Here is a 22495-nt window from a genome sequence, read left to right as displayed (position 1 = left end):
AGTCGGCTTCGCGACGGGGCGCGTACAGCAGAGCGGGTCGCGTCGCGCTGCCTCGAAACGCTGGCACGCGTTTCTCGGTCTCGCGCTCCGGCTGTGCTCATGTCTGAGCCGCTCCCTGCGCGGCTCAGCGCAGTCGGCCCGTTCATGTGGTGCGTTCCGCGGAGCGTGTCGCGTCGCGCTGCCTCGAAACGCTGACACGCATTTCTCGCTCACGCGCTCCGGCTGTGCTCATCTCTGAGCCGCTCCCCGCGCGGCTCAGCGCAGTCGGCTTCGCGACGGGGCGCGTACAGCAGAGCGGGTCGCGTCGCGCTGCCTCGAAACGCTGGCACGCGTTTCTCGCTCACGCGCTCCGGCTGTGCTCATCTCTGAGCCGCTCCCTGCGCGGCTCAGCGCAGTCGGCCCGTTCACGTGGTGCGTTCCGCAGAGCGGGTCGCGTCGCGCTGCCTCGAAACGCTGACACGCGTTTCTCGGTCGTGCGCTCCGGCTGTGCTCATGTCTGAGCCGCTCCCCGCGCGGCTCAGCGCGGTCGGCCCGTTCGCGCGGTGCGTCCCGCGGAACGGGTCGCGTCGCGCTGCCTCGAAACGCTGACACGCGTTTCTCGCTCACGCGCTCCGGCTGTGCTCATCACTGAGCCGCTCCCCGCGCGGCGCAGCGCAGTCGGCCCGTTCACGCGGTGCGTCCCGCAGAGCGGGTCACGTCGCGCTGCCTCGAAACGCTGACACGCGTTTCTCGCACACGCGCTCTGCCTGAAGCTGCTCGTGGTCGACCTGGGCTCCTTCATGCTGGTCGAGTAGCTGCGCAGCGGCGTATCGAGACCGTCCCTCGACCAGCGGTGCAGCTCCAGGCGCACACCATCAGCCAGGAGCCGCCCTCGTCGCCCACCAGCGATGACTCCGCGCCACAGCTGGCGCCGTGCCCCACGCGGAGCCGGATCTCGATACGCGCGCTCCGCGCGCTACTCGATCAGCAAGGGGCGGGCACCCGCCGGAGCCGTTCACCCGCAGGGCAGAGCGCGTGAGCCAGAATCGCGTGCCAGCGATTCGAGGCAGCGCGACGCGGCACGCTCTGCGGGACGCACCACGTCGCGAAGCCGACTGCGCTGAGCCGCGCGAGGAGCGGCTCAGAGGATGGCGAGCACATCGTCGGCTTTCAGCCGACGATGTGCATGGCGCGCGCCGCCTCCGAGATGGAGCCGGTGAGGCTGGGGTAGACGGTGAAGGCGCGGGCGACCTGGTCGACGGTGAGGCGGTGCTCGACGGCGAGAGCGAGGGGGAAGATCAGCTCGCTGGCCTTGGGGGCGACGATGACGCCGCCGATGACGGTGCCGGAGCCGGTGCGGGCGAAGACCTTCACGAAGCCGTCGCGGATGCCCATCATCTTGGCCCGCGGGTTGGCGGCGAGCGGGAGCTTGTAGATCTCGCCCTGGGCGAGGCCCTCCTCGATCTCCTTCTGGCTCCAGCCGACGGTCGCGATCTCGGGCTGGGTGAAGATGTTCGCCGCGACGTTGCGCACCTCGGTGGGGTTCACCGCGTCGCCCATGGCGTGGAAGACGCCGGTGCGGCCCTGCATGGCGGCGACGGAGGCGAGCGGCAGGAAGGTGGTGCAGTCGCCGGCCGCGTAGATCGAGGGGACGCTGGTGCGCGCGACGCGGTTGACGCGGATGTGGCCCGACTCGGTGAGCTGGACGCCCGCCTCCTCGAGGCCGATGCCGGCGGTGTTCGGGATGGAGCCGACGGCCATCAGGCAGTGCGAGCCCTCGACGACGCGGCCGTCGGACAGCACGGCGCGGACACCGGTCTCGGTGCGCTCGACGCGGTCGGCGCGCGACTTGGACAGCACGACCATGCCGTTGCGCTTGAAGACGTTCTCGATCACGGCGGCGGCGTCGGCGTCCTCGCCGGGGAGGACCTGGTCGCGGGAGGAGATCAGCGTGACCTTGGCGCCGAGGGCGCGGTAGGCGGAGGCGAACTCGGCGCCGGTGACGCCGGAGCCGACCACGATCAGGTGCTCGGGCACCGTCTTGAGGTTGTAGAGCTGGGTCCAGCTCATGATCCGCTCGCCGTCGGGCGCGGCGGACGGCAGGATGCGCGGGCTGGCGCCGACGGACACGACGATGGTGTCCGCCTCGATCCGGTCGAAGTCCATGCCCTCGTCGCCGGGGGCGGTCGCGACGATCAGCGCGTTCGAGCCGTCGAGGCGTCCGTCGCCCTGCACGATGCGCACGCCGTGGTGCACGAGGTTCGCGCGCATGTCCTCGGACTGCTGGCGGGCGAGCCCGAGGAGGCGCTTGTTGACCGTGGCGAGGTTGACCGCGACCTCGGGGCGGACCGGCTTGTTGGTCTGCTCGTGGCGGGTGAAGAACTGCACGCCGAGGTCGGCGGCCTCGCCGATCGCATTGGTGGCCTCGGCGGTCGCGATCAGCGACTTCGACGGCACGACGTCGGTGATGACGGCCGAGCCGCCCACTCCGACCCGCTCGACGAGGGTGACCTCGGCGCCGAGCTGGGCTCCGGCGAGGGCGGCCTCGTAGCCGCCGGGTCCCCCTCCGAGGACGGCGATCCGCTGCGTGCGCTCGAACTCGTAAGGCATGCCTCCCATTGTCCTCCCGTGCTGGGAGTTCGCCCAATCGACGCGGATCCGGGAGGGTCCGCGGGCCTCGCCCGCCCCCGCGTCGTGCGTGGATAGGGTGGGGGAATGGCTGACCAGACCCCCAATCCGCTCGACTCCGCCGACGCCGATCCCTTCGCGATCGCCGCCGAGGCCGCCGCCCAGATCATCGAGGCGACCGGCGTCGAGAAGCACGACATCGCCCTCACGCTCGGCAGCGGCTGGGGCAAGGCCGCCGACGCGATCGGCGAGACGACGGCCGTGGTCCCGGCGACCGACATCGTCGGCTTCACGAAGTCGGCCGTGCACGGCCACGGCGGCAGCCTCCGCTCGGTGCTGCTGCCGACCGGCAAGCGCGCGCTGATCATCGGCGCCCGCACCCACTACTACGAGGGGTACGGCGTGCGCCGGGTCGCGCACAGCGTCCGCGTCGCCGCGGCGACCGGCGCCTCGGTGATGATCCTCACCAACGGCGCGGGCGGCATCAAGGAGCACTGGACCCCTGGCACTCCGGTCCTGATCAGCGACCACATTAACCTCACCGCGGACTCCCCGCTCGAGGGCGCGACTTTCGTCGACCTCACCGACCTCTACTCGGCCCGCCTGCGCGCGCTGGCCCGCGAGACCCGCGCCGACCTCGACGACGGCGTCTACGTGCAGTTCCGCGGCCCGCACTACGAGAGCCCGGCCGAGGTGCAGATGGCCCGGATCATCGGCGGCCACATCGTCGGCATGTCGACCGCCCTCGAGGCGATCGCGGCGCGCGAGGCGGGCATGGAGGTGCTGGGCATGTCGCTGATCACGAACCTGGCGGCGGGCATCCAGAAGACGCCGCTGAGCCACGAGGAGGTCCTCGAGGCCGGGCGGAACGCCGAGGACGACCTCGCCCGCCTCCTCGCCGGGATCACGGGCGCGCTGTGACGGCGGACGTCCGCGCACGCGCTGAGGACTGGCTCGCCCAGGACCCCGACCCGGAGACCCGGCAGGAGCTCGTCGACCTGCTGTCGGCCGACGCCGCCGGTGACCCCGCCGCCGCGGCCGAGCTGGCGGACCGCTTCCGCGAGCGCCTCGCCTTCGGCACCGCCGGGCTCCGCGGGGCGATCGCGGCCGGGTCGAACCGGATGAACCGCGTCCTCGTCTCGCAGGCGGCCGTCGGGCTCGCCGACCATCTGCGCGCGCAGGGCCTCGAGCGACCGCTGATCGTCATCGGCTACGACGGGCGGAGGAACTCCCGCGTCTTCGCCGAGGACTCGGCCGCCCTGATGGTCGGCGCGGGTGCCGACGCCGTGCTGCTCCCCCGCCTGCTGCCGACTCCCGTGCTCGCCTTCGCCGTCCGCCACCTCGGCGCCGACGCCGGAGTGATGGTGACGGCGAGCCACAACCCGCCGCAGGACAACGGCTACAAGGTCTACCTCGGCGGCGACGACGACGGCTCGCAGATCGTGCCGCCGGTCGACTCCGCGATCGCCGAGCGGATCCTCGCGGTCGCGACCGAGCGCCGCGTCACCGAGCTGCCCCGGGGCGAGTACCGCGTCGCCGACGAATCCGTCGTCGACGCCTACATCGCCGCGACGGCGGCGGTCGGCCGCCAGTCGGCGCCGCTCCGCGTCGTCTACACGGCGATGCACGGCGTGGGCTGGGAGACGGCGCACCGGGTCCTCTCGGCCGCCGACTTCGACGAGCCGGCCGTGGTCGTCGAGCAGATCGATCCCGATCCCGCGTTCCCGACCGTGGCCTTCCCCAACCCCGAGGAGGCCGGCGCGCTCGACCTCGCCTTCGCGACGGCCCGCTCGGGCCGTGCTCAGCTGATCGTCGCCAACGATCCCGACGCCGACCGCTTCGCCGCGGCGATCCCGGACGCGTCGCTCGAGGACGGCTTCCGCCGCCTCTCCGGCAACGAGGTGGGCGCGCTGCTCGGCTGGCGCGCCGCCGAGCGCGCCCGCGCCGCGGGACGGGAGGGCGGCGCGCTGGCCTGCTCGATCGTCTCCTCCCCCGCGCTCGGCGCGGTCGCCCGCGACTACGGTCTGGAGTTCGCGGAGACGCTGACCGGCTTCAAGTGGATCTCCCGCGTCCCGGACCTCGTCTTCGGCTACGAGGAGGCTCTCGGCTACCTCGTGAACCCGGAGACGGTCCGCGACAAGGACGGGATCTCGGCGGCGCTCGCCTTCCTCGATCTCGCCTCCTCGCTCGCCGCGGAGGGCCGCACGATCGCCGACGAGCTCGACGCTTTCGCCGAGCGCTTCGGCCTGTTCGGCTCGGAGCAGATCTCGCTCCGGGTGACCGACCTCTCGGAGATCGGCCGGATCATGGCGGGGCTGCGCAGCGCGCCACCCGCCGCGATCGGCGGCCTCGCCGTGCAGCGCACGGAGGACCTGCTCGCGGCGGGCGGAGCGCTGCCGCCGACGGATGCGCTGCGGTTCACCCTCGACGGCGCCCGCCTGATCGCCCGGCCGAGCGGCACCGAGCCCAAGGTGAAGCTCTACCTCGACGCGTGGTCGCACGAGGCGGACGCCGACGCCCGCCGCGGCGCGGTCGCCGCCCGCCTCGACGCCCTGCGGACGGGAGCCGCCGAGCTCCTGCGCTGAGCGGCGGTCAGCCGCGATCGGGAGCGTCCGCCAGCCCCGGGTCGGCGTCGCCGGTGTAGATCGGCTGCGCCCGGTCCAGGAGGAAGTCGGACACGGCGGCGCGTGTCCGCTCGAACGCCGCGGCCCACGGATCGTGGTCGGTGCCCGCGATGTAGACCGTCTGAGCACCGGGGATCGCCCGGGCGAGCGCGTGCTGGCCGCGCCAGTCGACGTGGTCGTACTGCGGTCGGACGAGCAGCGTCGGCACCTGCACCGCGCCGAGCTCGGCGAGCGTCGTCTCCCAGTGGGCTTCGAAGTCGGCGTTCAGCAGCGTGTTCGAGAAGATGTTGAGACCGCTGGGCTGGCCCGTCAGCGTCGCCGTCGCCCGTCTGCCGTCGTCCTGGGAGAGCAGGTTCACGGCGGCGTCGGGGCCGACGGTCCGCAGGAGCGCCAGGCCGGCGGTCAGGCGCAGCTGAGTGCCGAGCGGAAGAGGGGCCGACTGCTCGGCGTTCGGGTCCTCGCTCATGCGGGCATCGGCCGCCGCCCGCGCTTCGTCGGACGCGCGTCGCCCCTCCTCGGACGCGTCATAGGTTCCGGCGGCGATGAGGACCGCCTTCTCGACGTGCTCGGGGTGCTCAGCGGCGTAGGCGGCCGCGAGGAAGCCGCCCGCGGAGTGACCGACGAGGATCACGCGGTCCGCGCCGGTCCGCTCGCGGACGGCGTCGATGTCGGCGAGCGACCGCTCGAAGCTGTAGTCGCGCAGCGGGAGATCAGCGGAGTAGCCGGCACCGGCCTGGTCGAACAGGTAGACGTCGTGGCCGGTCTCGGCGAGGGTGGGCAGGGAGTCGAGGTCCGCGGGGGTGACGAACGCACCGGGGCCGCCGTGGAGGTAGACGATCGGGACGTCGGATCCGCCGGGAGTGGTCGCCGCGGTCTTCCAGTAGGCGAGGTGCGAACCGGTGGAGAGGTCCCAGTACTGCGGGGCGACCGGGCTGGAGCCTGCGGACGACCCGCCGATCGGCGCGAGGACGGTCCCGCCGGCGAGTGCGCCGACGGCGGCGGTCGCGACGACCGCGACGACGACCGGAGTGCGCAGGCGCACCGACCGGCGGACCGGCCGAGGCCGTCGCGGGAGCAGGCGCTGCACGGCCGAGACCAGCAGGAAGACGAGAAGCAGGGACAGGACCACCCACACGACGATCGCGAAGGGCAGGGACGCGGTGAGCGCGAACGCCGCCGCGACCGTCGACAGGGCGAGCCCGAGGACGACGGCGACGGCCGTCGCGAGGACGGACAGGAGTCGGCGGGGCAGCGGACGCGGATGTCGGGAGGCGTGCCGGAGGCCGGGCGAGGAGGGGTCGGACGGGATCGAGGACATGGGTGGTCGGCTCCTGGGAAGGGGGCGGGCGGAGAGGGCGGATGCAGAGAAGGGCGAGCGACATCGACGTCGAGGGCCGGATCCGGGGCGCGCCGCTGCGCCGCCCCGCGGGTCGGCGGGGCGGCGCAGCGAACGGGCGGGGGTCAGCCGGCGCGGTTGACGACCGCGGCGAACGCCCCCGACGGGATGGCCGTCCCGGAGCCCAGCGGAGACACCACGCCCACCGTGGAGGGCGTGTCCCGGTCGACGGACCAGTGGTGCAGTCCGGCGAGGCCCTGCGTCTTCACGAAGGCGGCGATCTCCTCGAAGTCCTCGACGGAGGTGACCTCCTCGGTCACGTCGTTGACGCCGATCATGGCGGTCAGCTCGAGCTTCGAGTACGGGATGCCGTACTTCTCGTGGACGTTCCGGGCGGCCTGGATCGCGGACGCTCCCATGTCGGTCCTGCCGGTCTTCGAGTCGATGACCGCGTTCGCGGCAGTGGCCGACCCGTAGTCCATGGCCATCAGATTCACGGTGTAGTGCTGCACGCCGGAGGCCTTGATCGCCTCGACGGTGGGGACTCCGACGTCGTTCAGGCTCGTCTTCGACCCGTCCGAGGCCGCCGAGGTGGGAAGGGTGAACTGGAAGCGGAGGTCCGGATACTTCACCTCGGCCACGGCCGCGGCGTCGGCGAGCTCGCGGATCTGCGCGGGAGTCTGCCCCCGTTCGATGTCGAAGTCGATGCCGATCAGGTTCTTCGAGGCGTAGCGGCTGATGAACGAGTCGAGCTGCGCGGCGTTCGCGGTGAACACCGCCGAGGCTCCTCCGGTGGCGAGCACGTAGTCCACATCCGCGGCGACGAGCTGGTCGATCGAGCTGCGGAACTCGTCCGCCGTGACGCCCGCCCAGCTCGGGGCGTCCCCGGTGCCGGAGGCGAAGGCGAGCGTGACCGCGCTGCTGCCGGTCCGGCTCGCCCAGGAGTCCGGCCCCGCGAGCGAAACGATCTTCCCGTCGAGCACCGTCCGCAGCTGGTGGGTGTTCCAGTCCATGTTGATGGTGATGTCCTTGTAGCCGGAGCGCAGGACGGCGGGGGACGTTCCGGTCGCGGGCGCCGCCGAAGGTCTCGGGGTCTTCCCGGGATCGGTGGTCGGAGCGGGCGCGGGCGACGGGGTCGTGGTGCTCGCCGGCGTCGGAGTGACCGCGGGAGTCGGTGCCGGTGCCGGAGTCACCGCGGCGGCCGGCTGCCAGACCCTGCCGGAGCCGATCGGTCCAGAGTCCTCGCGGGGGTCCGCACCGCTGGTCCACCAGCCGGCGGTGTAGAGCTTCCCGTCGCGCACGACCTGCTGGCCGCCGGTGTAGGTCGCCGTCGCGCTCCACTGCGCGACACCCGGGAAGGGGTTCGTCGCGGGGGCGACCGGCGCGGAGTTCACGGACGGCGCCGAGACGGTGACGGGCGCAGGAGCGCGGGTCGGTGCGGGAGCGGCGGTCGGCGCCGGCGCGGCGGCGGGGGTCGGAGCGACCGTCGGCACGGTCACGCCCGCGGCGGGCTGCCAGACCTTGCCGGTCCCGACGGCCCCCGAGACCAGCAGCGGGTCCGCGCCGCTGGTCCACCAGCCGGCGGTGTAGAGCTTCCCCTGGCGGGTCACCTGCTGCCCGCCCGTGTACGTCGCGGTCGCGCTCCACTCGGGTGCGGCAGTGGAGGTGGCGGTGGCCGTCGACGTGACGGGGGACGCGGTCTGAGCGAGGGCGGGTCCCGCCCCCAGAACAGCACCTCCCGCCAGGAGCCCGAGGGTGGTGAGCCCGGCGATCGTGCAGCGGATGCGAGTGCGCACTTCAGTCCTCTCGATTCTATGAAGAGGCTCGGAGACGGAGCCACGTCGGAGAATCGCACGGCTGTCCCGACCCCGCCGTCCTGGCGCGGGACCTGGCGCACCACGTCGTCAGCGGGAGGGACGACTCCCCAGCTGCTCGCCGCGCCTCCAGAGCCACTCGACCGGGCCGACAGCGAAGCGGCGGAGCCAGAGATGCGCGGCGAGCACGACGATCGCCGCGATCAGGACGAAGGCGCCGATCGTCACCGGCACCCGCCACGGGGCTGCGGAGACCGCGAGCCCGAGACCCCAGCCGTAGAACAGAGCGCCCCCGAGCAGGTTCTGCAGGAGATAGGCGCTCAGAGCGACCCGGCCGACCTCGCGAGCGCGACGCGCGAGCCCGCCGTCGCTGCCCCGGCGCAGGCCGAGCTCGGCGAGGAGGGCGAGCAGCCCGAGTGCCACCAGCGGAGCGACGAGGTAGCGCTCGGCCAGCAGACCGGCCGCGCTCCCGGTGAGTCCGAGCGCCAGATCGACCGGAGCGGCGACCGCACCGAGGACCATCAGCCGCCGCCGCAGCAGTCGCCCCTCCTCCGCGAAGAGGCCGGCTCGCAGCAGCTGAGCACCGAGCAGGAACATCGCCAGGCTGAGGACGCCGATCAGCACGGGTTCCGCCCGGAAGACTGCCGCGTTCTGCAGCCGGAAGAGGGCGAGGCCGAGGAAGGAGGCGTCCGCGTACGGGCTGCGACCGGCGGGACCCTGACCGGAGGCACCGGGCTGCGTCGCCACGAGCGCCACGAGCGCCGAGATCAGCAGGACGTGCAGCGCGCCGAGGACGACCACCGTGCGCCGCTGCGTCCGCGGCCGGGTGAGCAGCAGCCAGGCCACCACCGCTCCCGTGACCGCGTAGCCCATCAGCACGTCGAACTCCGCGATCAGCACGTAGTTCACCGCGCCGTCGAGCAGGAGCAGCGTCGCCCGCCAGAGGTAGCGGCCGGGCCAGCGTCGCCCCCGGCGGACCGCGGACGCGTGCTGGATCGCCAGCCCGATGCCGAAGGTGAGCGAGAGCAGGGCGAGGAACTTCCCCTGCGCCAGAGCCATCAGCACCAGCTGCACGGTCTGCGCGCCCGGGGACGTCCCGGCCGTCACCGGCTCGCTGAGCATCCCGAGCAGTCCCCAGGGGTGGGAGAACAGCCAGATGTTGGTGCCGAGGGTCCCGATGATCGCGACGCCGCGGACCACGTCCAGCGAGTCGATGCGCGCTCTCGCCGTCTCAGCGGCGGGCAATACAGTCGTATTGGTCATGGTCGAGAGCGTAGCCTGCTCGAGCGGACGGATCGAGAGGAGCGCACGTGGCCGATCGGCGCGAGAGCAGGAGCGACATCCTCTCGGCGGTCGTCACCGTCCTCTCGACGCGCGGGGCGGATCAGCTCAGCATCCGGACCGTCGCCGCCGAAGCGGGCGTCTCGGCGGGCGCCGTCCAGCACCACTTCCCGACGAAGCAGGCGCTGCTGACGGGCGCGATGGCAGCGGTGGAGGAGCGGTTCCGCCGGCGGATGCTCGACCTGCGGGAGGAGGAGCCGTCGGCGGACGCTCGCCTGCGCGCCTTCTGCGAGGCGATCGCCTGCGTCGAGGACGCCGACGTCCCCGACGCCGTCGTCTGGACCGCGTTCGCCTCGCGCGCCGGCACCGACCCGGAGATCCGCGCCCTGCACACCGCCGGCTGGTCGCGCACGGAGGACGTCGTCCTGGAGCTGCTGCGCGCCGCGCACCCCACGGCGCCGCTCGGCCCCGACGACGCTGCGCTCCTCCTCGCCGTCCTCGACGGCATCGCCGTCGCCCGCGCCGCCGAGCAGCCGACCCGCCTCTCCCCCGCCCGCGCCCGAGCCCTCCTCACCCGCACCCTCACCCTGCTGATGCCTTGACACCCCCTCCGCGAGATGCCACTTGCGCACGCTTCCCCCGGCGTGTCGCGCACCCAAGTGGCATCTCGCGACTCGGAACGCCCTCGCACCCACCAGGAACGAGCACCCGCAAGGCAGAGCGCGCGATCGAGAATCGCGTGCCAAGCGATTCTCGACAGCGCGACGCAACCCGCTCTACGGGACGCACCACGTCGACAAGCCGACCGCGATGAGCCGCGCAGGGAGCGGCTCAGAAAACGACGCAACTGATCCGCCTCCGGCGGATCAGCCGAGTGCGCGCTCGATCTTCGCCGTGATCTCGGTCTGGTCGAGGTAGTTGTCGATGACGACGACCTCGGCGAAGGTCTTGCCGATCCTGCCGGTCAGCTCGCTGGAAGTGAGGATGACCTGCGCGTCGGCGGCGAGGGCGTCGACGGAGGCGAGGTCGGAGGCGACGACCTCGGCCTCGAGGTCGAGGGCCTCGAGGGCGCGCTCGGCGCCGAGCTTGAGGATGGCGGAGGTGCCGATTCCGGCGCCGCAGAGGGTGACGATCTTCATGCGCTTCTTCCGTGGTGCGGGGTGTCGTCGGTGAGGACGGCGTTGATGCTGCGGACGGTGCGGGCGGCGGCGAGGGCCGCGACCGCGTCCGGCTTGCTGAGGACGTCGGCGAGGCCGGAGACGAAGCCGACGTGGCCGTGCGCCTGGGTGGCGGCGATGCCGATGACGACCGAGACCGGGTCGTTGGTGCTGTGGCCGAAGGCGACGGGGTCGGCGAGGGTGACCACCGAGATCCCGTCCGCGAGCACGTCGTTGCCGGGGCGGGCGTGCGCGAGGGCGAGGCCGGGGGCGATCACGATGTAGGGCCCGAGCACGTCGACCTGCTCGACCATCCGGCGGGAGTAGGCCGGGTCGACGGCGCCGCTGCGCTCGAGGGCGCGGCCCGCCTCCATGACCGCCTCGCGCCAGCTGGAGGCGGGGTGGCGCAGTGCCACCGCGGCGTCGGAGAGCGGGTCGAGGGGCATGCTCAGGCCGCCTCGAAGCCGGCACTGATGGTCTCGATCAGCTCGCGGCGCTCGTCCAGCGGCAGGAAGCTGGCCTCGGCCGCGTTGACCTGGAACGCCTCGAGATCGTCGAGGTCGTAGCCGAACGCGTCCGAGAGCAGCGCGAGCTCGCGGCTGAGCGTGGTGCCGCTCATCAGGCGGTTGTCGGTGTTGACGGTGACGCGGAAGCCGAGCTGGTAGAGCAGGTCGAACGGGTGATCGGCGAGCTCGGTGCCCCACGCGGCGATCGCTCCGGTCTGCAGGTTCGAGGAGGGGCTGAGCTCGAGCGCGATCCGCCGGTCCTTCACCCACTCGGCGAGCTCGCCGAGCGTGACGTAGCTGGCGTCGTCGTCCTGGCGCTCGACGCGGATGTCCTCCGCGAGCCGGACGCCGTGGCCGAGGCGCAGTGCCCGGCCGTCCAGGAGCGCCGAGCGGATGCTGTCGAGGCCGTCCGCCTCGCCCGCGTGCACGGTCGTCGGGAAGTGCGCGGCGGCGAGGAGCTCGAACGCGGGGCGGTGCCGCGACGCGGGGAAGCCCGCCTCCGCACCGGCGATGTCGAAGCCGATCGCGCCGCGCTCGCGGTGGCGCAGAGCCAGCTCGGCGATCTCGAGCGAGCGGTCGGTGTGCCGCATCGCGGTGATCAGCTGGCCGACGCCGAGCCGCGAGCCGTGCGCGGCCGCCTCCTGGACGCCCTGCTCGAGTCCCTCCTGCACGGCCTCGACGGCCGCGTCGAGGGTGAGACCGGCGCGGAGGTGCTGCTCGGGGGCCCAGCGGATCTCGCCGTGGACGACTCCGTCGGCGGCGAGGTCGAGCACGAACTCGCGGGCGACGCGCTCGAGCGACGCGGCGGTCTGCATTAGGGCGATCGTGGTCTCGAAGGTGGCGAGGTAGTCCTCGAGCGAGCCGGAGTCCGCCGTGGTGGTGAACCACTGCTCGAGAGCCTCGGGGTCCTCGGCGGGCAGGGCGACGCCGGTCTGCGCGGCGATGTCGACGATCGTCTCGGCGCGGAGTCCGCCGTCGAGGTGGTCGTGCAGCGACACCTTGGGCAGGTCGTCGATGAGGATGCCCTCGCCCGGGAGGAGGTACTCCTCGTGGCTGCTGCCGGTCTCGGTGCTGTCGGTCACGGTGCTCCTCCGGTGGGACGACGGGTCGCCGACCACCTTACGGTGCCGCCCGCGCCGGCCCCCCTCGCCGCTGCCACCCCGTCCGGGTCAGGCGATGCGCTCCGCCACGAGCGGGCCGCCGTCGAGGACGGCGTCGCCCTCGTCGCCGATGCGGTACGCGCCGTCCAGCGCCTCGAGCGCGCGGGAGAAGCGGGACGGCTCGTCGGCGGACAGGGTGAAGAGCGGCTGACCGGCGCGGACCCGGTCGCCGGGCTTCGCGTGCAGGTCGATGCCGGCGGCGTGCTGCACCGCGTCCTGCTGGCGCGCGCGCCCCGCGCCGAGACGCCAGGCCGCAATGCCGAAGGGCAGCGCCTGCTGCTCGACCAGGACGCCGTCGCGCTCGGCGAGGACGACGTGCGTCTCGCGGGCGACCGGCAGCGCGCCGTCCGGGTCGCCGTCCTGGGCGCGGATGACGGCACGCCAGGTGTCCATTGCCGCGCCGCCGTCGAGCGCGCCCTCGACGTCCGCGTCGGGCTGCCCGGCCAGCGCCAGCATCTCGCGGGCGAGCGCGAGGGTCAGCTCGCGGACGTCCGCGGGGCCGCCGCCGGCGAGCACCTCGACGGACTCGCGGACCTCGTTCGCATTGCCGATCGCGAGGCCGAGCGGCACGTTCATGTTGGTCAGCAGCGCCGTGGTGCGGACGCCGGCGTCGTTGCCGAGGTCGACCATGGCGCGGGCCAGCTCGCGCGAGCGCTCGATGTCGGTCATGAACGCGCCGGAGCCGAACTTGACGTCGAGGACCAGGGCGTCGGTCCCCTCCGCGATCTTCTTCGACATGATCGAGGAGGCGATCAGCGGGATCGCCTCGACGGTGCCGGTGATGTCGCGCAGGGCGTAGAGCTTCTTGTCGGCCGGAGCGAGCCCGGAGCCCGCGGCGCAGATGACGCCGCCGACGGTCCGCAGCTGCTCGAACATCTCCTCGTTGCTGAGGTCCGCGCGCCAGCCGGGGATCGCCTCGAGCTTGTCGAGCGTGCCGCCGGTGTGGCCAAGGCCGCGACCCGAGAGCTGCGGCACCGCGACGCCGAAGGAGGCGACCAGCGGCATCAGCGGCAGCGTGATCTTGTCGCCGACACCGCCGGTGGAGTGCTTGTCGACCGTCCGCTTGCCGAGGCCGTCGAAGCTCATCCGCTCGCCGCTCGCGATCATCGCGAGGGTCAGGTCGCGGATCTCGTCGCGGTCCATCCCGTTGAGCAGCACGGCCATCGCGAAGGCGGCCATCTGCTCGCCCTGGACGTAGCCGCGGGTGTAGGCGTCGATCAGCCAGTCGATCTGCGCGGTCGAGAGCGTGCCGCGGTCGCGCTTGGTGCGGATGACGTCGACGGCGTCGAACGCCTCGACGGGGGTGGACGGGGTCATGCGGGGTCCTCGGTTCAGGAGTGGGAGCGGGAGGCGGCGGCGCGGCACGGCCGCGGAGGGCCGTCGGCGCCGCGGAGGGCGTCGGCGGGGCGGGACTACTCGGCCGCGTACGCCTCGAGGGTGCGCGGACCGAACGCGTCGGGGATGACCTCGTCGATCGACTTCACGCCCGACACGGTCTGCAGGAGCATCCCGTCGGCGGAATGCTCGAAGAGCAGCTGACGGCAGCGCCCGCAGGGCATCAGCACGCCGCCCTTGCCGTCGACGCAGGTGAAGGCGACGAGCCGGCCGCCGCCCGTCATGTGCAGCGAGGACACCAGCGCGCACTCGGCGCAGAGGGTCAGGCCGTAGGAGGCGTTCTCGACGTTGCAGCCGGAGATCACCCGGCCGTCGTCGACCAGCGCGGCGACGCCCACGGGGAACTTCGAGTACGGCACGTAGGCCTTGCCCATCGCGTCGAGCGCGGCGGTGCGGAGCGCGTCCCAGTCGATGTCGGTCATCGGATCCGTCCTCACGATTTGAGATAGGGCTTGCCGGCGGCGGCCGGACCCCGCGACTGCCCGACCAGGCCGGCGACCGCGAAGATCGTCACCACGTAGGGCAGCATCAGCATGAACTCGCTCGGCACCGGCGAGCCGATGACGCCGAGCACGTTCTGCAGGTTGGTCGCGAAGCCGAACAGCAGCGAGGCGAGGGTGGCCTTGATCGGGTCCCAGCGGCCGAAGATGACCGCCGCCAGGGCGATGAAGCCCGCGCCCGCTGTCATCTCCTTGCCGAAGGCGCCGACCGCGTCGAGCGTGTAGTACGCCCCGCCCATGCCCGCGATCGCGCCGGCCAGCGAGACGTTCCAGAACCGCGTCCTGGCGACGTTGATGCCGACGGTGTCCGCGGCCTGGGGGTGCTCGCCGACCGCGCGGAGCCGCAGGCCCCACTTCGTCTTGAAGAGCCCCCACCACACGGCGAAGATCGCGAAGTACATCAGGTAGACGATGATCGTCTGGTTGAACAGCACCGGTCCGAGGATCGGCACCTGGCTGAGTCCCGGGATCGGCAGCCGGTCGAACTTGACCGGCGAGTTGAAGACGGCGGCGTCGCTGGTCAGCACCTGCGAGTAGAGGAAGCTCGTCAGCCCCGTCACGAGGACGTTGAGGACCACGCCGACGATCACCTGGTCGACCAGGTACTTGATCGCGAAGGCGGCGAGCACGAACGAGACCAGCACGCTCGCGATCATCGCCGCGAGCAGTCCGAGCACCGGCTGGCGGGTCAGCGAGCCGACCATCGCTGCGGTGAAGGCGCCGGCGAGCAGCTGGCCCTCGATCGCGACGTTGACCACGCCGACGCGCTCCGAGATGACGCCGCCGAGCGAGCCGAAGATCAGCGGAGTCGCGAGTCCGACGGTGCCGAGCAGCAGTCCCGGCAGCGGCAGGGTCGCGCCCGCGGACGCCCAGACCAGGAAGCCGACCAGGAAGACGAGCGCGAAGAGCGCCGAGAGCCAGAGCGGCAGGCGGCGGGCCGAGCGGGTGAACGCGACGGCGACCGCCGTCAGACCGACCAGGACGACCGCCACGACCACGCCGGTGGCGCGGGTCGGGAACGGCAGGTCCGGCAGGGCGAAGAAGTCGTTGCCGGAGGCGAGGCGGAACGAGCTGGTGCCGTCGCGGCCGAGGGCCACGAACAGGATCACGGCCAGCAGCGAGAAGATCCCGAACGCGATCGGGGCCTTCCAGCTGCGGACGGCGACCCGGGACGCGGTCCCGGGGGCACGGGAGACTGCGGTGGTCATGCGGACACCTCCGTGGTGCGGCGCGCGCGGCGCTTGGGGGCGACCCCGGGCGTCGGGAGGCGGAAGATCGCGCGCACCAGGGGCGGCGCGGCGATGAAGAGGACGATCAGCGACTGCACGACGAGGACCACGTCGATCGGCACGCCCTCGGCGGCCTGCATCGAGTAGCCGCCGGCCTTGAACGCGCCGAAGAGGATGCCGGCGAAGAACACGCCCCAGGGCCGCGAGCGGCCCAGCAGCGCGACGGTGATCGCGTCGAAGCCGATGCCCGCGTCGATCCCGGAGGTGAAGCCGGTGGTGACGGTGCCCATCACCTGCGCGCTGCCGGCGAGGCCGAGCAGGCCGCCGGAGAGCAGCATGGCGTACACGTAGCTGTTCTTGACGTCGATGCCGGCGACCCGGGCCGCGTGCGGGTTCTCGCCCACCGCGCGGAACTTGAAGCCGATGCTCGAGCGGTTGAGCAGCCACCAGACGAAGACGGTCGCGAGGATCGCGACGACGAAGCCGAGGTTCAGCGAGTATCCGGAGCCGAGGAGGTCGGGGAAGACCGCGGTGTCCTTCATGCCTGGCGACTTGGGATTGTTCGAGCCCGGCGCCTGGAGGGCGCCCGGCGTGCGCAGGAGGTAGGAGACGAAGTAGAACGCGACGTAGTTGAGCATGATCGTGAGGATCACCTCGTGCGCGCCGGTCCGCGCCTTGAGCAGACCGACGAGGCCGCCCCAGAGCGCGCCGCCCAGGATGCCCGCGGCGAGGGTGATCACCAGGTGCACGCCGAACGGCAGGTCGAAGGAGAAGCCGACCCAGCCGGCGCAGGCGGCGGCGATCAGCATCTGGCCGCGGCCGCCGATGTTGAAGAGCCCGACGCGGAAGGCGAGGGCGACGCCGAGGCCGCCCGCGATCAGCGGCGTGGCGAAGGCGAGCGTGTCGGTCAGCGGCTTGATGCCGTTCGCGAAGCCCTCGCGGCGGAAGTTGTAGACCGAGCCCTGGAAGAGCGAGGAGTACGCCCCGGCGACCGACTGCCAGATCGCCTGCAGCGTGTCGAGCGGCCGGGCGAAGAAGTAGCCGGCCGCCGACTGGACCTCGGGGTCGGTGGCGGCGATCAGCACGCCGCCCGCGATCAGCGAGAGCAGCACGGCGAGCACCGACATCAGCGCGGTGCCGGAGAGGATCTCGCGGAGGACACGCGAGGCCCCGCTCTCGATCGGGCCGGGCCGCGCCTCCTGACCCGGCTTCTGGCCCGGCTCGAGACCGGTCGCCCTCTCGGACTCGGCGTCCGGATCGACGGCGGGCAACTGCGCGTCGCTCATGCGGCCGCACCCTTCTCGGCGGGCGACTGCCCGGCCATCATGAGCCCCAGGGTCTCCCGGGGAGTGTCGGCGGGGACGATCCCGATGATGCCGCCCTTGTACATGACCGCGATGCGGTCGGCGAGAGCCGCGACCTCGTCGAGCTCGGTGGAGACGACGATGACGGGCACGCCGGTGTCGCGGGTCTCGACGATGCGCTTGTGCACGAACTCGATCGAGCCGACGTCGATGCCGCGGGTCGGCTGGGCGGCGATGAACAGCCGCAGCTCACGGCTGAGCTCGCGGGCCAGGACCACCTTCTGCTGGTTGCCGCCGGAGAGCCGGCCGACGTGCGTGGTGATGCCCTGCGCGCGGACGTCGAACTCGCGGACGCGCTCCTCGGCGAACGTCTCCAGCGCCTTCAGCTGCAGGCCGAGGCCCTTGACGAACGGGCCGCTGTCGCTGCGGTCGAGCATCAGGTTCTCCGCGATGGTGAACTCGGCGACGAGGCCGTCCTCGGTGCGGTCCTCGGGGACGAAGCCGACGCCGGCGTCGAGCACGCGGCGGACGGAGAGGCCGTCGAGCCGGCGACCGTCGAGGGTCACCGTGCCCTCCACTCGCTCCTGCAGGCCCATGATCGCCTCGGTCAGCTCGGTCTGGCCGTTGCCCTGCACGCCGGCGATGGCGAGGATCTCGCCGCGGCGGACCTCGAACGAGACGTCGTCGACGACGGCCTGCCCGTTCGCGTCGCGGACGGTGAGGTTGCTGACGACGAGGGCCTCGTCGCCCGCCCGGGCCAGCTCCTTCTGGACGGTGAGCTCGACGGCGCGGCCGACCATCAGCGAGGCCAGCTCCGCGTTGCTCGCCGTCGGCGAGGCCTCGCCCACGACCTGGCCGAGGCGGATGACCGTGATGCGGTCGCCCACCTCGCGGACCTCGCGCAGCTTGTGCGTGATGAAGACGATCGCGGTCCCGGAGGCGCGCAGCTGCCGCATGATCGCGATCAGCTCGTCGGTCTCCTGCGGGGTCAGCACGGCGGTCGGCTCGTCGAAGACGAGGACCTTCGCATCGCGGGAGAGCGCCTTGATGATCTCGACCCGCTGCTGGACGCCGACGGGCAGGTCCTCGACGATCGCATCGGGATCGACGTCGAAGCCGAAGCGGTCGGAGATGTCGCGGACGCGGGCGCGCGCGGCGGCCAGGTCGAGCCGGCCGGCCGACTTCGTCTCCTCGTGGCCGAGCATGACGTTCTCGGCGACCGAGAAGACCGGGACGAGCATGAAGTGCTGGTGCACCATCCCGATCCCCGCCTTCATGGCGTCGCCGGGGCCGGAGAAGTGCTGGACCACGTCGTCCAGCAGGATGTCGCCCTCCTCCGCCTGGTACAGCCCGTACAGGACGTTCATCAGCGTGGACTTGCCCGCGCCGTTCTCGCCGAGGAGGCAGTGGATCTCACCGGGTTCGACGGTGAGGTCGATGTGATCGTTGGCCACGAGAGCGCCGAAGCGCTTCGTGATGCCCCGCAGTTCGAGCTTCATGGGTCCAATCTAACTTTCGGTGCGGGGTGCCAGCGCGCGGGAGCCGGCGGGACAGCCGACGAGAGGCCGGTGGGCCCGAGCAGAACTCGGGCCCACCGGCCTCTTCGTCAGTGCGCTGCGATCGATCCGGGGATCAGGACGCGGCGGGCGCGGACGGCGACTCGACGGTGATCGAGCCGTCGATGATGCCCTCCTTGATGGTGTCCAGCTCGCCCTGCAGGTCGGCCGAGACCTTCGACTCGAAGTCGTGGAACGGCGCGATGCCGACACCGTCGTTCTCGAGCGTGCCCACGTACGGGGTCGCGTCGAAGGCGTCGGCGCCCGCGGTGGAGGTGACGTCGGTGGTGCCGGCCTCGATGCCCTTGAGGATCGAGGTCAGGTACAGGTCGCCGCCGTCGGGGTAGGTCTCGTACAGGTCGGCGTCGACACCCACCATGGCGATCTCCTTGCCGGAGTCGCGGATGGCCTCGATGGCCGACTGGAAGATCGGGCCGCCGACCGGGAGGATGACGTCGGCGTTCTGGTCGATCAGGGACTGCGCGGCCGACTTGGCCTCGACACCGGCGGCGAAGCCTCCGGTGAACGAGCCGGTCTGCGCGGCGACGTCCCAGCCGACGACCTTGACGTCGGTGCCCTTCTGCTCGTTGTGGTACGCCACGCCGTCCGCGAAGCCGTCCATGAAGATGGTGACGGTCGGGAACTGCTGGCCGCCGTAGGTGCCCACGACGCCCGTCTTCGAGTACGACGCCGCCGCGTAGCCGGCGAGGAACGCCGACTGCGAGGTGTCGAAGGTGATCGGCTTGACGTTCGGCAGATCGATCGACGCGTCGTCGATGATGGCGAAGTCGATGTCGGTGTTCTCCTCCGCCGCGGCCGAGGTGGCCTCGGCGAGGGCGAAGCCGACGGTGATGATCAGGTTGCAGCCCTGGTCGACGAGGCTCGTCAGGTTGGGCGCGTAGTCGGTCTCGGACTCCGAGGTGACGGTCTTCGGGGTGACGCCGAGGTCCTCGGACGCCGCGACCAGGCCGTTGTAGCCCAGCTCGTTGAACGACTTGTCGTCGAACCCGCCCGCGTCGGAGACCATGCAGGGCAGGAAGTCGCCACCGGCGGCGGCGCTCGAGCCGCTCTCCTCGGGGGCGGAGGCGCAACCGGCGAGAAGCGCGGTGACGCCCAGAGCGGCGAGACCGCCGAACGCGGCCTTACGCGTGGTGATAGTCAAGATTCGTCCTCCAAGATTCGGCCCCGCGCGCACGATCGGCACTGCAGGGCATCGATGACCTCACGTTACCCAAGGTGTCGGAACGCTCAGCCGCCGCGGAGGGCCAACTCGGGAAGCGTTACACAGTGTTGATCTTGGGGAGGAGCCGCGAGCGGCTCCTCCCCCGCGGTCGGCCCATCGAGGTGGTGCGTTCTGCAGAGCGTGTCGCGTCGGGCTGGCCGGAATCGCTGGCACGCGATTCCGGCTCGCGGCCCTCGACCCTGCGGGCGAGGGAGTCCGGGAGGCCCGCGCCGCGGAGGGCACATGTCCAGCCAGGGGCATTGCCAGCTGCTCACGGCGCGCGCCCTCAGCGCGCGCGGTCCCACGGGCATGCTGATCGAGTAGCGCGCGGAGCACGCGTCTCGAGATCCACCTGTTCCAGGACGACGGATCTCGGGACGATCGGCTACAGGACGTCGGTGCGGCCCGAGAGGCGGAGGGCGTCGACGACGCCCTTCACCTTCTGGGCGTTCTCCGTGGTGGTGACGAGGAGGGCGTCGGGGGTGTCGACGACGACGATGTCCTTCACGCCGATCAGCGCGATGGTGCGGTTGCCGCCGCTGACGACGATGCCGGTGGCGGAGTCGGCCAGGACGCGGGCGTCCTCGCCGAGGATCGCCAGGTCGGAGCGCAGGCCGCTCGCGTGCAGCTTCGCGATGGAGGCGAAGTCTCCGACGTCGTCCCAGGAGAAGTGGCCGGGGACGACGGCGAGCTTGCCCTCCGCGGCGGCCGGCTCGGCGACCGAGTAGTCGATCGCGATCTTCTCGAGGCCCGGCCAGATGCGGTCGACGACCGCGCCGCGCTCCGGGGTGTCCCACGCCTCCGCGAGCTCGAGCAGACCGGCGAGCAGCTTCGGCTTCGAGCGGCCGAGCTCCTCGAGCAGGCGGTCGGCGCGGGCGATGAACATGCCGGCGTTCCAGAGGTACTGACCGCTCTGGACGTAGGTGCGGGCGGTCTCGGCGTCGGGCTTCTCGACGAAGGAGTCGACGGCGAGCGTGTGCGCGGCGCCCTCGATGCCGAGGTGGGCGCCGGTGCGGATGTAGCCGAAGCCCACCGCGGGCTCGGTCGGCGTGATGCCGATGGTCGCGATGTAGCCGGCGTCGGCGGCGACGACCGCCTCCGCGACCGCGTCGTGGAAGAGGTGCTGACCGCTGATCACGTGGTCGGCAGCGAACGAGCCGATGATCACGCCGGGCTCGCGGCGCTCGAGGATCGCGGCGGCGAGGCCGATCGCGGCGGAGGAGTCGCGCGGCTCGCTCTCGAGGACGACGTTGAGGTCCTCGAGGCTCTCGAGCTGGCGCTCCACGGCGGCGCGGTGCGCACGGCCGGTGACGACCATGATGCGGTCGGCGCCCGAGATCGGCGCGAGGCGGTCCCAGGTGTCGCGGAGCAGGGTCTGGCCCGAGCCGGTGAGGTCGTGCAGGAACTTGGGGGCGTCGGCCCGGGAGAGCGGCCACAGCCTCGAGCCGATCCCGCCTGCCGGGATCACGCTGTAGAAGCGGTCGAGCGGGGCGCGGCCATCGGTCTCAGGTGATGTCATGTCCGCAGGATACAAGGGCGCCCGGACGTGTCCGTCCGTTCACCCGGGCGCGCTCCCGCGTTCACACGGCGCCCGTACCGTCCGGAGGGTGAGAGTCGCGGTCGTCACGGAGAGCTTCCTCCCGTCGTTGAACGGTGTCACCACGAGCGTCCTCCGGGTCCTCGACGAGTTCGCGGCGCGCGGGATCGAGGCCCTCGTCGTCTGCCCTGCCGCGGGGGCGCCCGGGCACTACGCCGGCCACCGCGTCGTCGAGCACCCGGCGATCGCCTACCGCGACTTCCCCGTCGGGATCCCGACGCTCGCGCTCACCCGCGAGCTCGCCGACTTCGAACCCGACGTCGTGCACGTCGCCTCGCCCTTCCTTCTGGGGGCGCGCGCCATCGCGTCCGCGAACCGGCTCGGGGTGCCCAGCGTCGCGATCTACCAGACCGACGTCGCGCGCTTCGCCGCCCGCTACGGCATCCGCGGCGCCCGGGCCCTGGCCTGGCGGGTGATCCGCCAGATCCACGCGGGCGCGGACCTCACCCTCGCCCCCTCGACCAGTGCGCTCGACGACCTCGCCGCCGCCGGGATCGAGCGCACCGCGCTCTGGGGGCGCGGCGTGCAGAGCGACCGCTTCCACCCGCGGATGCGCTCCTCCTCCTACGCCGCCGAGGTGCGGGCGCCGGTCGCCGCCGGCGACGCGCTCGTCGGCTACATCGGCCGCCTCTCCCCCGAGAAGCGGGTCGAGCGCCTGGCGTCCCTCTCCTCTCTTCCGGGCGCGGACCTGGTCGTCGGCGGCTACGGACCCTCCTCCTCCCGGGTCGCGGCGGCGCTCGGCTCCTCGGCGCGGATGCTCGGACGACTCGACGGGGAGCGCCTGCCCGCGGTCTTCGCCGCGCTGGACGTCTTCGTGCACACCGGCACCGAGGAGACCTTCGGCCAGACCGTGCAGGAGGCGCAGGCCTCGGGCACCGCCGTCGTCGCCCCGCACGCCGGCGGCCCGACCGATCTGATCGAGCACGGGGTCGACGGACTGCTCTACGCGCCGGAGAGCGACTCCGATCTCCGCCGGCAGGTCGAGCGGCTCCTGGGCGACCCGCAGCTCCGCTCCCGGCTCGGCGAAGCGGGCCGCCGCCGCGTGCTGCACCGCACCTGGAGCGCGCTCACGGACGAGCTCCTCGCGCACTACGCGACGGTCGGCGCGCCCGTGTCGATGGCCCGCGGCAGCTAAGGCTCGCCTAAGCCGCGGCGATCGGGCCCGGCGCTTAGAATCGTCGAGCGAGTGTTCTCGCCGCTCCTCCGC

At 72.3% G+C, this 22495-nt stretch carries 18 protein-coding genes; 4 read left to right on the top strand and 14 right to left on the bottom strand.

Annotated elements, in window-relative coordinates; all coding sequences use genetic code 11:
• Nucleotides 1–1149 precede the first annotated feature (1149 nt).
• The gene (locus MT350_RS03395; protein ID WP_127886072.1) at nucleotides 1150–2589 is read right to left on the bottom strand and encodes an NAD(P)H-quinone dehydrogenase; all 1440 of its coding nucleotides are present in this window, start codon (nucleotides 2587–2589) and stop codon (nucleotides 1150–1152) included.
• Nucleotides 2590–2694: 105 nt separating this feature from the next.
• Here MT350_RS03395 and MT350_RS03390 point away from each other — a divergent pair, with 105 nt between their 5' ends.
• Nucleotides 2695–3528 carry a purine-nucleoside phosphorylase gene (locus MT350_RS03390; RefSeq protein ID WP_123735208.1) on the top strand — a complete coding sequence of 278 codons (834 nt, stop codon included), beginning with the start codon at nucleotides 2695–2697 and terminating at the stop codon, nucleotides 3526–3528.
• Nucleotides 3525–5192 (top strand): phospho-sugar mutase, encoded by a 1668-nt coding sequence (locus tag MT350_RS03385; RefSeq protein WP_243615386.1) that lies wholly within the window; start codon nucleotides 3525–3527, stop codon nucleotides 5190–5192. The genes MT350_RS03390 and MT350_RS03385 overlap by 4 nt, the downstream gene beginning before the upstream one ends.
• A gap of 7 nt (nucleotides 5193–5199) precedes the next feature.
• On the opposite strand, the gene MT350_RS03380 is transcribed toward MT350_RS03385, so the two are convergent.
• The 3 genes from MT350_RS03380 to MT350_RS03370 all read right to left on the bottom strand — a co-directional run bounded on the left by MT350_RS03380 (nucleotide 5200) and on the right by MT350_RS03370 (nucleotide 9644).
• Nucleotides 5200–6549, bottom strand: coding sequence for an alpha/beta hydrolase (locus MT350_RS03380; protein ID WP_243615385.1), 1350 nt, complete (start codon nucleotides 6547–6549; stop codon nucleotides 5200–5202).
• A gap of 143 nt (nucleotides 6550–6692) precedes the next feature.
• Complete coding sequence (locus MT350_RS03375) at nucleotides 6693–8363, bottom strand: carbohydrate-binding protein (RefSeq protein WP_243615384.1); 1671 nt, start codon at nucleotides 8361–8363, stop codon at nucleotides 6693–6695.
• Nucleotides 8364–8471: 108 nt separating this feature from the next.
• Entirely contained in the window at nucleotides 8472–9644 is a 1173-nt protein-coding gene (locus MT350_RS03370) for a DUF418 domain-containing protein (RefSeq protein WP_243615383.1), read from the bottom strand.
• A 47-nt stretch (nucleotides 9645–9691) separates the two neighbouring features.
• On the opposite strand from MT350_RS03370, the gene MT350_RS20350 reads away from it, so the two are divergent.
• Nucleotides 9692–10264: a TetR/AcrR family transcriptional regulator gene (locus tag MT350_RS20350; protein ID WP_243615382.1), complete on the top strand. Its 573-nt coding sequence runs from the start codon at nucleotides 9692–9694 to the stop codon at nucleotides 10262–10264.
• A gap of 264 nt (nucleotides 10265–10528) precedes the next feature.
• On the opposite strand, the gene MT350_RS03360 is transcribed toward MT350_RS20350, so the two are convergent.
• The 10 genes from MT350_RS03360 to MT350_RS03315 all read right to left on the bottom strand — a co-directional run bounded on the left by MT350_RS03360 (nucleotide 10529) and on the right by MT350_RS03315 (nucleotide 21210).
• Nucleotides 10529–10801 (bottom strand): PTS sugar transporter subunit IIB, encoded by a 273-nt coding sequence (locus tag MT350_RS03360; RefSeq protein WP_243598827.1) that lies wholly within the window; start codon nucleotides 10799–10801, stop codon nucleotides 10529–10531.
• Nucleotides 10798–11265: a PTS sugar transporter subunit IIA gene (locus MT350_RS03355; RefSeq protein ID WP_243598826.1), complete on the bottom strand. Its 468-nt coding sequence runs from the start codon at nucleotides 11263–11265 to the stop codon at nucleotides 10798–10800. The genes MT350_RS03360 and MT350_RS03355 overlap by 4 nt, the downstream gene beginning before the upstream one ends.
• A 2-nt stretch (nucleotides 11266–11267) precedes the next feature.
• Nucleotides 11268–12407 carry an adenosine deaminase gene (locus MT350_RS03350; RefSeq protein WP_374206627.1) on the bottom strand — a complete coding sequence of 380 codons (1140 nt, stop codon included), beginning with the start codon at nucleotides 12405–12407 and terminating at the stop codon, nucleotides 11268–11270.
• Between the two features lie 87 nt (nucleotides 12408–12494).
• Nucleotides 12495–13802 carry a thymidine phosphorylase gene (locus MT350_RS03345; protein WP_123733900.1) on the bottom strand — a complete coding sequence of 436 codons (1308 nt, stop codon included), beginning with the start codon at nucleotides 13800–13802 and terminating at the stop codon, nucleotides 12495–12497.
• Nucleotides 13803–13897: 95 nt separating this feature from the next.
• The gene (locus tag MT350_RS03340) at nucleotides 13898–14302 is read right to left on the bottom strand and encodes a cytidine deaminase (protein ID WP_243615381.1); all 405 of its coding nucleotides are present in this window, start codon (nucleotides 14300–14302) and stop codon (nucleotides 13898–13900) included.
• A gap of 11 nt (nucleotides 14303–14313) precedes the next feature.
• Complete coding sequence (locus MT350_RS03335; RefSeq protein WP_123735200.1) at nucleotides 14314–15588, bottom strand: ABC transporter permease; 1275 nt, start codon at nucleotides 15586–15588, stop codon at nucleotides 14314–14316.
• On the bottom strand, nucleotides 15585–16895 hold the full coding sequence (locus MT350_RS03330) for an ABC transporter permease (protein WP_243615380.1): 1311 nt from the start codon (nucleotides 16893–16895) through the stop codon (nucleotides 15585–15587). Before MT350_RS03330 ends, MT350_RS03335 begins: the two co-directional genes overlap by 4 nt.
• On the bottom strand, nucleotides 16892–18412 hold the full coding sequence (locus MT350_RS03325; RefSeq protein ID WP_243615379.1) for an ABC transporter ATP-binding protein: 1521 nt from the start codon (nucleotides 18410–18412) through the stop codon (nucleotides 16892–16894). The genes MT350_RS03330 and MT350_RS03325 overlap by 4 nt, the downstream gene beginning before the upstream one ends.
• Nucleotides 18413–18545: 133 nt before the next feature.
• A complete protein-coding gene (locus tag MT350_RS03320; protein WP_123445290.1) occupies nucleotides 18546–19631 on the bottom strand; it encodes a BMP family protein in 1086 nt (361 codons plus the stop codon).
• A gap of 445 nt (nucleotides 19632–20076) precedes the next feature.
• Complete coding sequence (locus tag MT350_RS03315; RefSeq protein WP_123735196.1) at nucleotides 20077–21210, bottom strand: mannose-1-phosphate guanylyltransferase; 1134 nt, start codon at nucleotides 21208–21210, stop codon at nucleotides 20077–20079.
• 88 nt (nucleotides 21211–21298) lie between these two features.
• Here MT350_RS03315 and MT350_RS03310 point away from each other — a divergent pair, with 88 nt between their 5' ends.
• Complete coding sequence (locus tag MT350_RS03310; protein ID WP_243615378.1) at nucleotides 21299–22423, top strand: glycosyltransferase family 1 protein; 1125 nt, start codon at nucleotides 21299–21301, stop codon at nucleotides 22421–22423.
• Nucleotides 22424–22495: the final 72 nt, after the last annotated feature.

Origin of the sequence: Rathayibacter sp. VKM Ac-2928, assembly GCF_022815545.1 — a bacterium.
In the GTDB taxonomy this organism is placed as follows: Bacteria; Actinomycetota; Actinomycetes; order Actinomycetales; family Microbacteriaceae; genus Rathayibacter; species Rathayibacter festucae.
Note: the sequence above shows the minus strand (reverse complement) of the source record. Positions and strands in the feature narration are given on the sequence as shown.

Bases quoted from the DNA above. Each gene is read 5' to 3' on its own strand.
- MT350_RS03325 (WP_243615379.1), bottom strand. From the start codon at position 18,412: ATGAAGCTCGAACTGCGGGGCATCACGAAGCGCTTCGGCGCTCTCGTG.
- MT350_RS03370 (WP_243615383.1), bottom strand. From the start codon at position 9,644: ATGACCAATACGACTGTATTGCCCGCCGCTGAGACGGCGAGAGCGCGC.
- MT350_RS03330 (WP_243615380.1), bottom strand. From the start codon at position 16,895: ATGAGCGACGCGCAGTTGCCCGCCGTCGATCCGGACGCCGAGTCCGAG.
- MT350_RS03355 (WP_243598826.1), bottom strand. From the start codon at position 11,265: ATGCCCCTCGACCCGCTCTCCGACGCCGCGGTGGCACTGCGCCACCCC.
- MT350_RS03380 (WP_243615385.1), bottom strand. From the start codon at position 6,549: ATGTCCTCGATCCCGTCCGACCCCTCCTCGCCCGGCCTCCGGCACGCC.
- MT350_RS03395 (WP_127886072.1), bottom strand. From the start codon at position 2,589: ATGCCTTACGAGTTCGAGCGCACGCAGCGGATCGCCGTCCTCGGAGGG.
- MT350_RS03340 (WP_243615381.1), bottom strand. From the start codon at position 14,302: ATGACCGACATCGACTGGGACGCGCTCCGCACCGCCGCGCTCGACGCG.
- MT350_RS03315 (WP_123735196.1), bottom strand. From the start codon at position 21,210: ATGACATCACCTGAGACCGATGGCCGCGCCCCGCTCGACCGCTTCTAC.
- MT350_RS03335 (WP_123735200.1), bottom strand. From the start codon at position 15,588: ATGACCACCGCAGTCTCCCGTGCCCCCGGGACCGCGTCCCGGGTCGCC.
- MT350_RS03345 (WP_123733900.1), bottom strand. From the start codon at position 13,802: ATGACCCCGTCCACCCCCGTCGAGGCGTTCGACGCCGTCGACGTCATC.
- MT350_RS03390 (WP_123735208.1), top strand. From the start codon at position 2,695: ATGGCTGACCAGACCCCCAATCCGCTCGACTCCGCCGACGCCGATCCC.
- MT350_RS03360 (WP_243598827.1), bottom strand. From the start codon at position 10,801: ATGAAGATCGTCACCCTCTGCGGCGCCGGAATCGGCACCTCCGCCATC.